Origin of the sequence: Methanosarcina spelaei (assembly GCF_002287235.1) — an archaeon.
Classification (GTDB): domain Archaea; phylum Halobacteriota; class Methanosarcinia; order Methanosarcinales; family Methanosarcinaceae; genus Methanosarcina; species Methanosarcina spelaei.
In genome coordinates, this window is record NZ_LMVP01000001.1 from 39,724 (window position 1) to 55,139 (window position 15,416).

15 protein-coding genes and 1 pseudogene are annotated in these 15,416 nt (G+C 39.9%); 11 read left to right on the forward strand and 5 right to left on the reverse strand.

All coding sequences use genetic code 11. The features are described from left to right. Positions 1 to 656: 656 nt before the first annotated feature. The 6 genes from ASJ81_RS00185 to ASJ81_RS00210 are packed head-to-tail and all read left to right on the forward strand — an operon-like array spanning position 657 to position 5,786. Positions 657 to 2,576, forward strand: coding sequence for an NADH-quinone oxidoreductase subunit 5 family protein (locus ASJ81_RS00185; protein ID WP_095642688.1), 1,920 nt, complete (start codon positions 657 to 659; stop codon positions 2,574 to 2,576). After that, positions 2,573 to 3,442: a respiratory chain complex I subunit 1 family protein gene (locus ASJ81_RS00190; protein ID WP_245859635.1), complete on the forward strand. Its 870-nt coding sequence runs from the start codon at positions 2,573 to 2,575 to the stop codon at positions 3,440 to 3,442. The genes ASJ81_RS00185 and ASJ81_RS00190 overlap by 4 nt, the downstream gene beginning before the upstream one ends. A 13-nt stretch (positions 3,443 to 3,455) precedes the next feature. Continuing rightward, complete coding sequence (locus ASJ81_RS00195; RefSeq protein ID WP_095642690.1) at positions 3,456 to 3,926, forward strand: NADH-quinone oxidoreductase subunit B family protein; 471 nt, start codon at positions 3,456 to 3,458, stop codon at positions 3,924 to 3,926. Then, positions 3,919 to 4,272, forward strand: a complete 354-nt coding sequence (locus ASJ81_RS00200; protein ID WP_245859637.1) for an NADH-quinone oxidoreductase subunit C — start codon at positions 3,919 to 3,921, stop codon at positions 4,270 to 4,272. Before ASJ81_RS00195 ends, ASJ81_RS00200 begins: the two co-directional genes overlap by 8 nt. Before the next feature lie 22 nt (positions 4,273 to 4,294). Beyond that, positions 4,295 to 5,371, forward strand: coding sequence for a hydrogenase large subunit (locus ASJ81_RS00205; RefSeq protein ID WP_095642691.1), 1,077 nt, complete (start codon positions 4,295 to 4,297; stop codon positions 5,369 to 5,371). Positions 5,372 to 5,387: 16 nt separating this feature from the next. Then, complete coding sequence (locus ASJ81_RS00210; protein ID WP_095642692.1) at positions 5,388 to 5,786, forward strand: 4Fe-4S dicluster domain-containing protein; 399 nt, start codon at positions 5,388 to 5,390, stop codon at positions 5,784 to 5,786. A gap of 291 nt (positions 5,787 to 6,077) precedes the next feature. Here ASJ81_RS00210 and ASJ81_RS24510 read toward each other — a convergent pair. Continuing rightward, positions 6,078 to 6,149: pseudogene (locus ASJ81_RS24510) on the reverse strand (carboxymuconolactone decarboxylase family protein); the annotation flags it as partial. A gap of 115 nt (positions 6,150 to 6,264) precedes the next feature. Further along, a complete protein-coding gene (locus ASJ81_RS00215; protein WP_245859638.1) occupies positions 6,265 to 6,789 on the reverse strand; it encodes a GNAT family N-acetyltransferase in 525 nt (174 codons plus the stop codon). An 85-nt stretch (positions 6,790 to 6,874) separates the two neighbouring features. Between ASJ81_RS00215 and ASJ81_RS00220 the strand changes: the two genes are divergently transcribed. From ASJ81_RS00220 to ASJ81_RS00230, 3 genes are all read left to right on the forward strand, one after another. Beyond that, positions 6,875 to 7,072 (forward strand): hypothetical protein, encoded by a 198-nt coding sequence (locus ASJ81_RS00220; protein ID WP_095642693.1) that lies wholly within the window; start codon positions 6,875 to 6,877, stop codon positions 7,070 to 7,072. A 46-nt stretch (positions 7,073 to 7,118) separates the two neighbouring features. Beyond that, the gene (locus ASJ81_RS00225) at positions 7,119 to 7,589 is read left to right on the forward strand and encodes a hypothetical protein (protein ID WP_245859640.1); all 471 of its coding nucleotides are present in this window, start codon (positions 7,119 to 7,121) and stop codon (positions 7,587 to 7,589) included. 797 nt (positions 7,590 to 8,386) lie between these two features. After that, positions 8,387 to 10,093 (forward strand): DEAD/DEAH box helicase, encoded by a 1,707-nt coding sequence (locus ASJ81_RS00230; protein WP_095642694.1) that lies wholly within the window; start codon positions 8,387 to 8,389, stop codon positions 10,091 to 10,093. A 203-nt stretch (positions 10,094 to 10,296) separates the two neighbouring features. Here ASJ81_RS00230 and ASJ81_RS00235 read toward each other — a convergent pair whose 3' ends face one another. Both ASJ81_RS00235 and ASJ81_RS00240 read right to left on the reverse strand, forming a co-directional pair. Then, entirely contained in the window at positions 10,297 to 10,659 is a 363-nt protein-coding gene (locus ASJ81_RS00235; RefSeq protein WP_095642695.1) for a sulfite exporter TauE/SafE family protein, read from the reverse strand. 213 nt (positions 10,660 to 10,872) lie between these two features. Further along, positions 10,873 to 11,574, reverse strand: coding sequence for a class I SAM-dependent methyltransferase (locus ASJ81_RS00240; RefSeq protein ID WP_095642696.1), 702 nt, complete (start codon positions 11,572 to 11,574; stop codon positions 10,873 to 10,875). A gap of 301 nt (positions 11,575 to 11,875) precedes the next feature. Here ASJ81_RS00240 and ASJ81_RS00245 point away from each other — a divergent pair, with 301 nt between their 5' ends. Further along, entirely contained in the window at positions 11,876 to 13,804 is a 1,929-nt protein-coding gene (locus ASJ81_RS00245; RefSeq protein WP_095642697.1) for a hydantoinase/oxoprolinase family protein, read from the forward strand. 240 nt (positions 13,805 to 14,044) lie between these two features. Then, entirely contained in the window at positions 14,045 to 14,746 is a 702-nt protein-coding gene (locus tag ASJ81_RS00250; RefSeq protein WP_095642698.1) for a metallophosphoesterase family protein, read from the forward strand. Between the two features lie 42 nt (positions 14,747 to 14,788). On the opposite strand, the gene ASJ81_RS00255 is transcribed toward ASJ81_RS00250, so the two are convergent. Further along, positions 14,789 to 15,202: a putative zinc-binding protein gene (locus tag ASJ81_RS00255; protein WP_095642699.1), complete on the reverse strand. Its 414-nt coding sequence runs from the start codon at positions 15,200 to 15,202 to the stop codon at positions 14,789 to 14,791. Positions 15,203 to 15,416 lie beyond the last annotated feature (214 nt).

Sequence of the window (15,416 nt, forward strand, 5' to 3'; positions counted from 1 at the left end):
CCACCTTGTTATATTAATTATTGTAGTAATTTAATAATATTATTTACCATTTATTTTTACATTTTTATTTAAAACTGTAACTTTCACAGGCTATTTAATAAATGAGTTTCAGGAGCAATATAAAAGTAAACTAAAATCAGTATGTTTAAATATAGCTTTGTTCATGCTAATTTGTACTACTTAGTAGTACTCAAATCATTTAATAGTACCTATTGTTACTCAGTAGTATTACATAACGAGAAATGTAAACAAGAATAAACAATACTTGGGGGCTATTTTGTCCATTATTCTTGTTAGTAATATAAAAGTAAAAAGAAAATCACTATCTTTAAATATGCCTTTGTAATATTAAGAATTGGCAACATGTCGAATTTATATCGACATTATTCACATATTATTATTTCTTGTGATTTTGATATAAGAATACTATAATATTTGTGGAATATTAGTCCATATTCTTATACACTCAGGAATTGCGCAGTTGGACTGGGAAATCAATATAATAAGTCATTTGGCAGTATAAAAACCAGGTTACAATAACATTCAGGTTATAAAACGTCCTGATATTGGATTCTGTTTTTTCAGTTGCGTAAATTCCAGTATTATAGTCAGACAATAAACAGATCGGAGGATTAATAGATCGGAGGATACGCTGTATGATAGAAAACACCGTTATGCTATTAATTATAGTACCCATACTGTTTTCGTTATTATTTGTAGCCCTTCCTAAATCGCTATATAAGTACCTGGCTTGGGCTTTTTTCATAATAGGAGTAGCTTTATCAGTTAATTTAGTATTGGATGGTACTGGAGTAGTTCAGATTGGTGAACCAAATTTCGCAATGTTTGAAAATATTGTTCTCATACTTGAAGTACTGATAATACTATTTATTCTTGCGGTGTCAGCAAAATACAAAAACTGGCCTACACTCGGACTAGGAATTGTTTCGGCAGCTTTATTTGCTTACACTTTTACCAACGTTCCAGGTGTTGAAGGTGCTTCTCTTAATATTGACCAATTTTCTCAGATAATGATATTAATTGTCAATATAGTCGGTACTGCGATTATATTATTTGCAACCGGTTATATGGATGAATATGAAGAACACAGACACCTAAATAGACAAAAAATTTTCTATTTTACAATGAGCTTCTTCCTTGGAGCCATGAATGGTCTGGTAATGGCTGACACACTGGGATGGCTGTTCCTTTTCTGGGAGCTAACAACTCTGTGTTCATTCGTGTTGATTTCATATAACATGGATGAGGAAGGAATAAATAACGGTTTCAGGGCTCTTGCTTTAAACCTGGTTGGTGGAATTGCTTTATCCATAGGCATAATTCTTCTCGCTACTAAATATGAAATAAGTACTCTTTCTGGGATTGGAACTTATGCTGGAACTGATGCAGCAGCAATGGCCACTGTAGCTCTTCCTGTTGCTTTACTCTGTATAGGAGGCTTTGCAAAATCTGCTCAGATGCCTTTCCAGAGCTGGCTCTTAGGCGCAATGGTAGCTCCAACCCCGGTTTCTGCCTTACTGCACTCAAGCACAATGGTGAATGCAGGTGTGTTTTTAGTTGTCAAACTTGTACCAGCTTTTGCGGGTTCGAGCCTCGGAACAGCTATTGCAGTTTATGGTAGCTTTACTTTCGTTATGTGTTCAGCTTTAGCCTTATCTCAAAGAAATGCTAAAAGAGTGCTAGCGTATTCAACTATTGCAAACCTGGGACTAATTATCGCAAGCGCTGGAATAGGCACACCTCTAGCTGTAGCTGCTGCGATTATGCTTATCCTGTTCCACGCCATATCAAAGGCTCTTCTCTTCCTGTGCACAGGTGAAATTGAGCACACCATAGGAAGTAGAGATATCGAGGACATGTCAGGATTAATAAACAAGGCTCCTCTTCTCACTACTCTTGCAGCTCTGGGAATGGTTTCCATGCTCTTGCCTCCTTTCGGAGTACTGCTCACAAAGTGGGTGTCAATGGAAGCTGCTTCAAGCAACCCTGTTGTAATAGTGTTCCTTGTCCTTGGAAGTGCACTCACTACAGTTTATTACGCTAAGTGGCTTGGAACAATTCTGTCATCCAGCATGGACAAAAATGCAGTTCCGCATAAAAAACCGGAGACTTATTTCCCATTGTCCTTCCTTGGATTAGCCATTGTAGTTACAAGTATTTTTGTATTCTCAATATACAACTACTTCATTAAACCTCAGGTCGAAATTCTGCTCAAAACCGCTCCTGTTATCTCAGGACAGGCTGGACAATTTACCTCTGAAATAGGGGCATTTGCTTATGCAGCAATATTCGTAGTGCTTGCTCTGGCAGTTCTGATCTATCTAGCTACCAAAAATATGTTTACTCCTCGTACATCCAGCTATTACATGTGTGGGGAAAACAACCTTGAAAAGGATAGATTAATGTTCAGAAATGGACTTTGCAGTTACGAAAAAAGCAGCGTTTCCAACATCTATCTCCAGAATACTTTTGGAGAAAGTAAACTTACAACACTCGGATACGCAATATCCATAATTCTTATTGTAATTGCATTAGCAGGGGGAGTAGGATTATGAATACGAACGACATTCTATTAGCTGTTCTTGTTTTAATTGGTGCTCCTATTATCGGCTGTATAGCTTCAGGAATTGACCGAAAAATTACTGCAAGATTGCAGGGTAGAGTAGGCCCTCCTCTTTTGCAGCCATACTACGATGTTAAGAAACTCCTCAGCAAGGACAACATGGTTGTAAATCCAACTCAAAATTTTTATGTAATCGTGTACCTGGTATTTATAGTTCTGAGCCTCTTAATGTTGGTTTTCAAACAAGACTTCTTGATGATAATATTCGTCTACACAGTAGCTTCGTTAGCTTTAATTGTAGGAGGAATGAGCACCGGTTCTCCGTACGCTAGAGTGGGAAGTTCAAGGGAAATAATGGCTATACTGTCCTATGAGCCAGTTTTGATTTTATATGCTCTTGCAATCTACCTACTTACCGGTACTTTCAAATTAACTGCGGTGTTAGATGCATCATCTCCTATGCTGATGTATACGCCTCTTATATTCATAGCAATGATAGTTGTTCTGAATATCAAACTGAAAAAGTCACCCTTTGACTATTCAACCTCTCACCATGGTCACCAGGAGCTGGTTAAAGGTATGACGACAGAATATGGAGGGCCAGGGTTTGCCACTATTGAGATTGCACACTTCTATGAATACGTGTTTTTAACAGGACTCATATTCTTATTCTGGGCATCAAACCCAATAATAGGTGTGCTTTTAGGTATCATTGCTTACTTGCTTATAATTGTCATAGACAATATTACCGCAAGAGTATACTGGCAGTGGATGCTCAAACTGAGTTGGTCAGTCCTGCTAATTATTTCGATCGTGAACATAGCATTCCTGTACGTTAGCGGAGTCCAATTAGCTTAAAAGAGGGACACTTATGAGTTTGGCAAAATCCCCATGGATTATACATGTAAACGTGAACAGTTGCAATGGCTGTGATATTGAAGTAGTGGCCTGTCTTACTCCTCTATATGATGCTGAAAGATTCGGTGTTTTGAACATCGGTACTCCTAAGCAAGCTGATATAATGGTGGTTACAGGCTCGGTGAATTATAAGAACGTAAATGTGCTTAAAAATATTTATAACCAGATTCCTGATCCAAAAGTTGTTCTAGCTGTAGGCGCCTGTGCATCTACAGGTGGGATATTCCACGACTGCTATAATGTAGTAGGCGGAGTAGACCAGGTTATACCTGTAGACGCATATGTTCCCGGATGCTGCCCAAGGCCTGAAGCCATACTTGACGGCGTAGTAGCAGCACTTTCAATACTTGAAAATAAGAAGAAAGGGAACATCAAAGGAAAAGAAGTAAAACTGAAAGGAAAAGAGGTGCCATCAAATGCTTGATAATGTGATTCAAAATATAACAGAAATTAAAAGCATGCCAGAAGTGCTAAAAGCTGTTGAAGGTTTTAAAAGTGATGGCTATCGATACGTTACTATGATATGTCTGAAGGCTAACGAAGGCCACGAGTTGATATATATCTTCGAGAAAGATAATAAACTAAAGAACCTGAGGTACTTTGTAAAGCCAGGTGAAAAACCCAAGAGTATGTCAGGCATTTACCTATGTGCACTTTTAATCGAGAATGAGTACCAGGATCTTTTCGGATTGACCTTCGAAGGTTTAGCAATCGACTATAAGGGCCACCTTTACTTAACGCCAAACAGTCCAAAAACTCCTTTGGCTTAAAGCAGTTTGAGAGGTGAATCAAATGACAACCGTAATACCTTTTGGTCCTCAGCATCCCGTTTTACCTGAACCGGTATCGTTAAAACTCGAGATTGACAATGATGTCGTTGTTGGAGTACTTCCCTCACTGGGCTACGTTCATAGAGGGCTTGAAAAATTCATAGACACAAAGGACTTCAATCAAACGATGTATATTTGTGAAAGAATCTGTGGAATTTGCAGTGGCATCCATGGTATAACTTATTCACGGGCAGTCGAAAAGCTCTTCGATATCGAAGTCCCTGAAAGAGCTCAGTATTTAAGAGTGATAAATAGTGAACTCTGCAGAATTCACAGTCACCTTCTCTGGCTCGGCCTGTTCGCAGATGGTTTCGGATTTGAAAGTCTCTTTTATGAATGCTGGAAGTACAGAGAAGATGTACTGGATGTATTGGAGAGATTTACTGGAAACAGAGTTATACACTCAATGTCCAAAGTTGGAGGAGCTTCCAGAGATTTGACTAAAGAACAGATTGATCAGATTCTGAAAACTCTTGATGACCTGGAACCCAAAGTCAAAAATATAGAAAAGGTGTTTGTAAACAATTACACTGTTAAGAAAAGACTTGTGGGATTAGGTGTAATGTCAAAGCAACTCGCATATGAGGCCGGAACTGCTGGACCTACACTTAGAGGTAGTGGGAACGCCATTGATGTGAGAAATACCTCAGACTATGATATCTATAAGGATCTTGGTTTTAAGACAGCCGTCGCAAAAGAAGGAGATTGTTACGGTAGAACTAAAGTAAGAATCGATGAGATATACGAGGCTATTAAGCTGATAAGAAATGCGATCTCCAAGCTGCCTGAAGGTGAAATTGCAACGCGTGTAAAGGGCTTTCCTACTGGCGAAGCGATTATAAGAGCAGAGCAGCCCAGAGGTGAAGTTGTATACTATGTGAAAGGTAATGGTACCAAAAATCTGGAGAGACTTAAAGTAAGGACTCCAACCTTTGCAAACATACCTTCACTGTTACTTATGCTGCCAGGCGTCAAACTAGCTGACGTGCCTATAGTTGTACTTACTATAGATCCCTGCATTAGCTGCACTGAAAGATAAAAGAAGGGTGATATCAATGGGCATGTTAAACCTTGTACTAGGAAATATTTCTCGGAAACCTGCTACCAGACTTTACCCCTTCGAGGTAAGGGCACCTTTTAAGGAGTTCAAAGGAAGAATCGTTTTCAATCCTGATAACTGTATTTTATGCGGACTATGCCAAAAGAAATGTCCACCTGACGCAATAACAGTTATTAAGGCCGACAAAACATGGGAACTCAATGTATTTAGATGCATTATGTGCACTGAATGCGTTAATGGATGCCCAAAAGATTGTATATCAATCTCTAACGAAAGAGCAAAGACTGGTGCTAAGGAGTTCATTAAGGTAGCGGTTCCAATAGTGGACAAGCCAAAAGCAGAAACTCCAAAAGCAGACACTACAAAAGCTCCAAAAGCAGCGCCTTCAAAATGAGAACTTAATTTTTAAATTAATTCTTTTTTGATACTGCTTTTCAATTTTTTAAACTTTTTACCTGAAAAACAATACTGAATGTTCTCCGGTCTAAATTTGGCAGTTAAGGGAATCCTTCCAAGGAATTCCCCAAAAGCCATTCTAGCAGAAAAGGTATTTTTCTCTTGCTTTCTGTTCTCTCTTGCTTTCTGTTCTCTCTTTATTTCATCTGATAACTAGCTGCTATGAATGGAGCTGTGTCAATGGACTTGGCAATTTTCTGTTTACTGGCCCCGTGGGTAAAAGGCCTCTTTACGAGTGGACATTGATACAAAACTTGCAGCTCATAAGGACTGAAGAAGCGACTGCAACCAATTCCTTGCTCTTGCTGTCAGGATGATATTCTCAAAAATGTTATCCCAGTTAGTTTTTAAATAGAGAAAAATGATAAACAACTCTTATAAAAGCTTAGTTTCTTTTGTTTCCCTTTAAGCTGTTCTCATTCCTGCCTGATCCAGGCCATAGGAATGTCTGCTTCCAGTTCTCCAGTTTTGCCTGAAATCCTTTTTTCAAGCCTGCCTTCAGCCCTGAAACTAAATTTCTTGTAAAACCTTATGGCTTTTTGATTGCTTTCCTTTGCGATGAGTTCAACTCTGATGATCTCAGGATATTTTGATTCTATTTCCTTAAACAGGGCTCGAAAGAGCAATGACCCTATCCCTTTACCTTGATAGTCCGGATGCACAGCTATTGTAAGGTCGCTGAAAAGATGTGAAAAAACCTTTATACCAGGGCTGCAGGTATGAACTTCAGCTATCAAGGTTTCAGGATTTAAAGGATTTTCAATTGTCAGAATAATTCCTGTTTCATGGCATCTCTCGATGAAATTTCGGACATAAGCTTCAGTGACCTCATCGGCTTGCCTTGCAATTCCACCCGATCGGGCTGCAACAGCCTTATAAAGCACCATGATTTTATGAAGATCCGAAAGTTCGGCTCCTCTTACACTGTATTCCAGTTGCATTTTACCCATCCCCATTTTCAAGAAAAAAATCAACATGACAATATTAAAACATATCCCTATATGTGCCAGGAACTAAATTTCGGGAATGGAAAGCAGTACCAAACTTGTCAAAAGATGTTACGAGAAAGTAAAAAAGAAATCTTTTTCTGGAAAAAGAATAGAGAATGAGAGAGCAGCGGATAAGTTGATTGAGAAAGAAGCCCTGAGCTTACTGAGGACAAACTCAGTAATATATGTGCTCTCTGGAGTACTCCCAAAGAAAAGTCCAGAAAACACATTGTAGAGCCAGAGAATTTAGTTAAGCTTTTATTCTTTCCTCTTAATTAATAATGAAAAAAGGCAAAAATGAACAGGAGATGAACTGGCTGACCAGTAAAATTCCGTTTTCCAGTCTAGGCCCGGAAACTAACTTTGATAAGCAGTGGGCTTTTGAGATTGCTTACTTTACTCAGCATATAGGGACTGATCTCAGGAAGCTCGGTGATCTTCTAAATGCAAGAAATTATGTTGAGTCACGTTTTCTGGTATCTGAGATGAAACATAGGGCAGAGTACGAAAAAACCGTTCAGCCCGACTTCAGAACCTCGGATGACCTTATAAAAGCCCGCAAGCTGTTCAATAGCTTTCTGGACGAGTGCGTTAATTTTGCCGAACTTCTGAGGATCACAACAATACAGGAGGAAACCGGATGTGAAGAAGTACTTGACAAGCCCGAACAGATCCGGAACTCAATAGACAGGCTGAACCTCCTTAAAGAAATGTTGACCGATGAAATTTGTTTTCATGGACGGTATTATTGAACAGGCAGGTATTTTCTCAACGTTTTCTTAGTCCTATCTGAAAAGCCCTATCTAAAGCCTCATTTTATAACCTCTAAGCACCGGATATAATTTCCAAGCATTGATTGCGATTCTAAGCACTCTATTGAGTCTGTAACTCCTGTCTATATTGCAATTGCTTCATATGCCTGTATTGTAATTGCTTCATATGCCTGTATTGTAATTGCTTCATATGCCTATATTGTAATTGCTGCATATACTCATTTTAATTGCTGCATATACTCATTTTAATTGCTGCATATGCTTGTATTGTAATTATTGGCTTATAATTGGGTTTCCTGGAAATCGCTGCCATCTGGCTTAAGGGCTTTTCCGGATGATAGAAAGCTTTATCATTAAAGACTCCATTAGAGGAGTTGCAAAGGGTTATATACAGGAATTGGTTACAGGGTAACTGTAATTATTCAAGTCAAAGGTTATCTAACCTGGTATTATTTAATCTAATAACTCCGTCTGCCTGTATCACAGGGAAGAACTCAAAAAAGCGTCCGGAACTTATCCAAGAAAATCGAACTTTTGCTGTATAAGTTTTATGTATCTCGGTTGTGAATTTCCCTGGTCCTAGGCACCTTCTCGCATTCCCGGGAAATATCAACCATTTATTCGGCGTGTTTACCTGTTTTTAGCTGGTATCATGTACTGGTTTCAATAAATGGCCTCTTCCGCAAAGGATACTGCCGGGTATGCGGCAGAGTATGTCAGCAGCAGACCTGCAAGTTGAGCGATCTGTAAAAAAATATTAACATTAGAGTGAGTACATGGAAAAATTAGCAAAATTTAAGGCATTAGGGCTTTCAGACAGTACATTAAAAGCTCTTAAAAAGAAAGGGTTTGAAGAACCAACCCCAATTCAGGAAAAGGTTATCCCGCTTTTTTTGAAAGGAGAATGTGATATCATAGGGCAGGCTCAGACCGGAACCGGGAAAACAACGGCTTTCGGAGCTCCCATTATAGAAAAAATTCCGGAAAAATCAGGAAAGGTGCAGGCTATAGTCCTGACCCCTACTCGAGAACTGGCAATCCAGGTCTCAGAAGAGCTCAACTCCCTGAAAGGGGACAAAAAGCTGCATATCGTCCCGATTTATGGGGGACAGTCCATGACCCAGCAGCTCAGAGTGCTGAAAAGTGGAGTTGATATTGTCGTGGGAACCCCAGGAAGGGTCATCGATCACCTTGAGCGGAAGAGCTTGAACCTTGAGGACATCATGTACTTTGTGCTGGACGAAGCCGATGAAATGCTCAATATGGGCTTCATTGACGATATTAAGGAAATTCTAAAGGCAACTGGGCCTCATAAGCGAATGCTTTTCTTTTCAGCTACAATGCCAAAAGCAATCCTTGGAATCGTCAAGAAGTATATGAAAAACTATGAGCACATTGCTATAGAAAAAGAAGAAATTGTCGCAGAACTGACGGAACAGATCTACTTTGAGGTACAGGAAAACGACAAGTTCGAAGCTCTGTGCAGGATTATAGATATCGAAGACGAGTTCTACGGGCTTATTTTCTGCAGGACAAAAACAGATACCGGCCAGCTTGCTCAGAAGCTTGGAGACAGAGGTTACTCAGCCGATGCACTGCATGGAGACCTCTCCCAGAATGAAAGGGAAAAAATCCTGAATAAGTTCAGGAAACAGAAGATAAATATCCTCGTAGCAACTGACGTTGCAGCGCGAGGTATTGATATCATGGACCTGACCCATGTTATCAACTATGCTCTTCCCCAGGATCCCGAATCCTACGTGCACAGGATCGGAAGGACAGGAAGGGCCGGAAAGCAGGGAACTGCGATTACCTTTGTTACATCCAATGAATACAGGCGACTCACTTACATAAAAAAGACTTCAAAGTCAGAGATGAAGAAAGGAAAACTGCCTGAAATAAAAGATGTGATCAAAGCCAAAAGGACTAGAATAAAAGCCGAACTTGACTCTACTATAAAGATGGAAGAATATGGCGACTGCCTTGAGATGAGCGAAAAACTCCTAAATGAATATCCGGCAGAAAAAATCCTGGCTGCACTTCTTAAGTACGCTTTCAAAGAACAGTTCGACGAAAGCATGTACGCAGAGATTTCCAGCAGTTCTTATGTCGATAGAAAAGGCAAAACAAGGCTGTTCATAGCTATGGGAAAAGTTGACGGCATGACTCCTGACAAGTTGAGTGAGTTCATTCAGGAGGAAACAGGAGATAGCGAACTGAAAATAAGGGACGCAGAAATTTTCCCCCACTTCTCCTTCGTAACCGTACCTTTTGCCCAGGCTGAAGCCCTGCTTGAAATCTTCAAAAACAGAATGAGAGGGCGAAAACCCTTTGTAGAACTTGCCCAGAAATCAAAAGGGAGAAGTTCAAAGAGTACTGGTGACTCTCGCGGTGGCACTCGAAGTGACTCTCGCAGCGGCTCTCGCAGCACAGGTTATACGAGAAATACTAGAAGTACGAAAAGAAAAGATTCTTCGTACTAATCTCATTTCTTTTTTATAGAGTTCTGGGCTTCAAAGCTTCAGAGATTCCGGCAAATTCTGAGAGCATCATAATTTACCTGAATTTTTTATTAGATCTTTTACTTCCTGTTTGGATTTGCGTTAAAATTAACATCAATAGACCTACTTTTCACAGGCTGAGTGGTTACTGATATTCTCTGATATTCTTCATTAACATCAAAGTCTTATTTTCCCAAAAAGGTCTTTATTCCTATTAAAATAACAAATATACCAAAAGCTTTTCTTAGTACATCCACTGGGAGCATATTTGCGAATTGTGCTCCGAATTTAGCACCAATAACCATAGCAACACAAATAATTATACCAGCATATAAATCGGTGTTTCCTCTTTTATAATACTCAAGAAATGCAAGTATGCCAACAGGCGGAAGCAGTGCGACTAGAGAGGTTCCCTGGGCTTTTATTTGAGAAAATCCCTGTAAAACAACTAATGCAGGGATAATTATAACCCCACCACCAATCCCAAATAATCCGCTTAAAATACCTGCTGCAGCACCAATCAGTAAATATATTATTAAATCTTCCATATAATTTACCGCCAAAATATGTTTGATATGAATATTCCATTTATTCTATTTTTGTGATGAAAAACAGATGTAGAATCAATATTAATATCATTTCATTAATAAAAAAATTATTCTGTCTATAAGTAAGATTGAATTTGTCAGCTAATTTATGTGATTTTAAATCCTGTAATCAAAGAATAAGAAACAAAATAAGGACAATGAGAACTCACCAACTTATTTGGTGCAGTAAAAACCAGCCTGCATGTAAGAATACCAGAATAGTTCTACGGTTCTGAATCCTGTTTCTCTTAAAAGCTCAAGGTGTTCTTCAACAGTTATTGGAAAATATTCGGTATCAAAACGCTCCAGATGTTCATTTATTTCTTCTTCAGTCCTGCCGTGGGCTAACTGGAAATTACGCCAGTATCGTTTTCCTAAAGTAATGCCTTCTTCGGTTAGCGGCCTGATATTTTCAAATGTGATATAAATCCCACCTTCTTTTAGAAGATTATAACACACACCAGTCGCCCTGATCCTGCCTTCGCGGGTAAGATAATGATGACACTGTATTGCAGTTATAATATCCGGCTTTTCTTCCAATTCTTGAGAAAACTCCTGGGAAGAGGAAGCTTTCAGGAATTCCAGCCTGTCAGCAGGGCAGGATGATAGTTTTTTCCTTGCCTGATTTAGCATACCTTCTGAGGGATCAAGTAAAAGAAATTTTGTTGCCGGAAATTCCTCAATTGCCTTATTAACAAGAGATCCTGTTCCGCATCCGGTATCTAGCCAGATTTTTGGGCTGTATGGCAGGGACTTGATGAAATTCATAATTTCCTGGTGAAAAAAGGAGTAATAAGGAAGAACTCCGGAAATCCGAGAATCATAGTCCTCAGGAAGATGAGGAGTAGCATTTTGGGTAGATTTTGCAGAAGTCATATTACCAGGGTCCTTTGGTAGATTTTGCAGAAGTCATATTACCAGGGTCCTTTTTATTTGTTATCTAGTTAAAAAGCTATCATTTTATGTTTGTAAAGAAAGTTTTCATTTTTAGTTATTTCAAATTAACCTGAAATAACTATATATATTCATTGATTTCAAATATTATTGTTCTAAGATTACACTGCTTTATTATATCAATTTTTAATTTCTAAACTCTTTTATTTTGCGAGCAAGCGTAAAAATAATAAAACATTTGTTAAGACACTTCAAGAAAAAGAAAAAAGGAGCAATTTTCAACATGCATTACAGCCTTGGGATTGATGCCGGAGGTACTTATACCGATGCAGCACTTGTAAGGGATTCGGATGGAGAAATTGTAGACTCAAATAAAGCGCTTACTACCTATCCCGACCCCCTTGAAGGCATCAAAAACGTGATTGATGGACTCAATCCTGAATATCTTGAAAACGTAAAGCTGGTTTCGGTCTCAACGACCCTTTCAACCAATACAATTCTTGAAGGCACAGGTTTTCCTGTAGCCCTTATCCTTATAGGAGACCATCCGGTTGAAAAAGAATTGCCGGCAGAACACGTGCTTTTTGCTGCAGGCGGGCATAACCATAACGGAGAAGAGGTTGCTGCCCTTGACCTTGAAGCTATCGAGAAGTTTGCTCTGCAGGTCAAGGATAAGGTTTCAGCTTTTGCAATATCGTCCTATTTTAGCACAAGAAATCCTGAACATGAAATAAGGGCAAGAGACCTGATTCTTGAACTTACGGGGTTGCCTGCGGTCTGCGGCCATGAGCTTTCCCAGGAATTGGGAGCTTACGAAAGGGCTGTAACGGCTTTTCTCAATGCCCAGCTCATCCCTATAACAAGGCAGTTTGTGAAGTCCATTATTTCAGATATCACAAAGCGTGGGATTAACGCACGGCTACTTATGCTCAAATGCGATGGTTCTGTAGTGGGAATAAAAGATGCCCTGAAAAAACCCATTGAAACTATCTTTTCAGGCCCTGCAGCAAGCCTTGTAGGGGCTTCTTACCTTTCAGGGCTCAAGACCTGTGCAGTTGTGGACGTAGGAGGCACAAGCACGGACATCTCCTCAATCTGTATGGGCGTTCCCGACCTGAGCGACGAAGGAGCCGTTGTAGGAGGCTGGAAAACCCGTGTCAGAGCAATAAGGATGGAGACGACAGCTACAGGTGGGGACAGCCATATCTGGACCGTTAACAGGGAACTCTTCCTTGGTCCCAGGCGAGTCATTCCCCTGGCAGTAGCTGCGGTAAAGTATCCTGATTTCTTAAATAACCTCAAAAGAACGCCTATGCATGCTAGAGAAGATCTTGGAGAAAACATTCAGCCAACAAAGTTTTTTGTAAGATCCGGCTACCCTACAGGAGAATTGAGCAGGGCTGAAGCCGAGGTACTGGAGGTAATCGGAGAAGAGCCTGTTTCGGTAACTGAAATCAACGCACTTATCCGAAAAGATGTCTATCCTCAGACATTAGATTCCCTTACCAGAAAACGTCTCGTACAGGCAATTGGCTTTACCCCTACTGATGCTTTGCATGTACTGGGAGAGTATACAGCCTGGAACGCCGAAGCTTCCAGGATAGGTGCAGAAAGGCTTGCAAGACTCATGCGTATGACTCTAGGAGAGTTTTGCACTGCCGTAAAAAAGCGGGTTGCAAGGAATATGGCACTTCATCTGTTGTCTTATATTCTTGCAGGCGTTCCATACACATCCATTGCAAAAATCCTGGATGGAAACTATCTTGCCAAATTCAAACTGGACATTCCGGTTGTGTTGCTTGGAGGACCTGTCCGGGCATATAGGGAAGAATTAACGAAAATTATTGATGCGGAAATTCTCGTTCCCGAACACGCAGAGGTAGGAAATGCAGTTGGAGCCCTTGTGGGAAAAGGCATTAAAAGAGTTGAAATTCTAATACGGCCAGCTAGTCTCATGTCTCCTGATAAGGATTTCCTTGTCTTTGCCCCTGGCAGCAGGCTGAAATTTGATACATATTCGGAAGCCCTTGATACTGCAACCACACTTGGGAAAAAGCTTGTTGCGGATTACATGCAAGGCTGCGGCCTTAGTGAAAATCAGGTCGAGATTTCCATTGATAAAAGGACGATTTTACCTGATGGGTGGAATCATCCGCCTATGGAAACCAATTTACTGGTAATGGGAATAGGCATACGTGGACTACATGTTTGAGGGATAAAACGGAGAATCTAAAGAGAAAAATAGACAAAATAAAAAACAAAGGGAAATAAAAACAAAGGGAAATAAAAACAAAGGGAGATAAAAGTAAACAATGGAATAAAGGAAACAAGTACGGAAATTTAAGGGAAAAAAGAAAAAAAGTACGGAAATTTAAGGGAATAAAGGAAAAAGGTATGGAATCTACGGAACAAAGAAAATAAGTACGGAAATCGAAGGGAAAAAAGGAAAAGTATGAGACTTCTGCTGATTGCCGACATCCATGCAAATTATGAAGCTTTAGAGACTGTTCTGGAAATTTCTCATGATAGAGTCATCTGTCTCGGAGATATTGTTGACTATGGACCTGATCCAGACAAATGTATTGACCTTATGCGTATGAAAGGAATTCCTGTAATAAGAGGAAACCACGATAATGCAGTTGCTTTCAAGGTAGACTGCCAGTGCGGGTACAAATATAAACATCTCTCAACTTCAACCAGGGAATATACCTGGAAAATCCTTAACAGATCCGAAATAGAATACCTTCAGAAATTGCCACTTCTGATAAGAGAAGAAATTGATGGAAAAAGTCTCTACCTGACTCATGCAAGCCCTCGCTCTATGTTCGAATACATAAAACCTGAAACCCCGGATGACGAAATTCAAAATATGATAAATGAAGCAACAGAGCCTGTAGAAACGGAATTTCTTGTTGTCGGGCACTCTCATATCCCCATGAACAGGAAGCTCGGAAACCTGACAATTATAAATCCGGGTTCAGTCGGACAGCCTAGAGACGGAGATCCCCGAACAAGCTGTGCAGTTTTTGATACCGAAAATGGAGAAGTAAAGTACCTGCGCCTCGATTACGATATCAATTCGGTCTGCGCAAAAATTAAAGAAAGAATGCCTCATGCAGAGGAATTGATAGCAATTCTCAGGCGTGGATACTAATACTCTAAACAAGGAGTTAAAAGTAATATTGGGAGGTTGGAGTCAGGCTTCTTTTATAGCTCTGACAATTTTCTCTACATATTCTAGCTTCACATCCGAAGGCATTGTTTTTTCAATCCCGAGTTCAGTGACCATCATATATACATCGGCTTTCAACCCGCCTTCTTCGAGTTTTTTTGTGGCGCAGCGGTCCGAGCAGCCGTCCAGGACAAGAATATTAACCCCGTCTGATAAGGCATCTTCAACTGCATCAACCCCTTTGTGAGCAGCTGCAGCCCTGTACAGGTCAGGCCTCCTGAAAGCAAGAGCTGACGCTGCTTGCATTGTAAGTTTTCCTGTGTTCGAAAGGCCAGAGCAGGCAAAAATGAGAGTACTTTTCCTCTTTCCGGAAGCTTTTTTCATTTTATCTGCCTTGCCGGATAAATAGTTTGTAGGTTTCTTTCCTGTTGCTTCCATGGCTATTACAACCTTAAATGAGAGATCTAATCATTAGTAAGAGATACAATCTTTATGAGTTTACAATTTTTAATGAGAAGCTGCTTCAAAACTTGTTGAAATGGAAACGTTAAGAAAGCTGATATAATTTCCGATATTATTTCCAAAGAATCGGGTTCAGTTTGACTCAGTACCAAAACCTAGTGATGAATTTAAAGTTCAAAATCACTAGGTT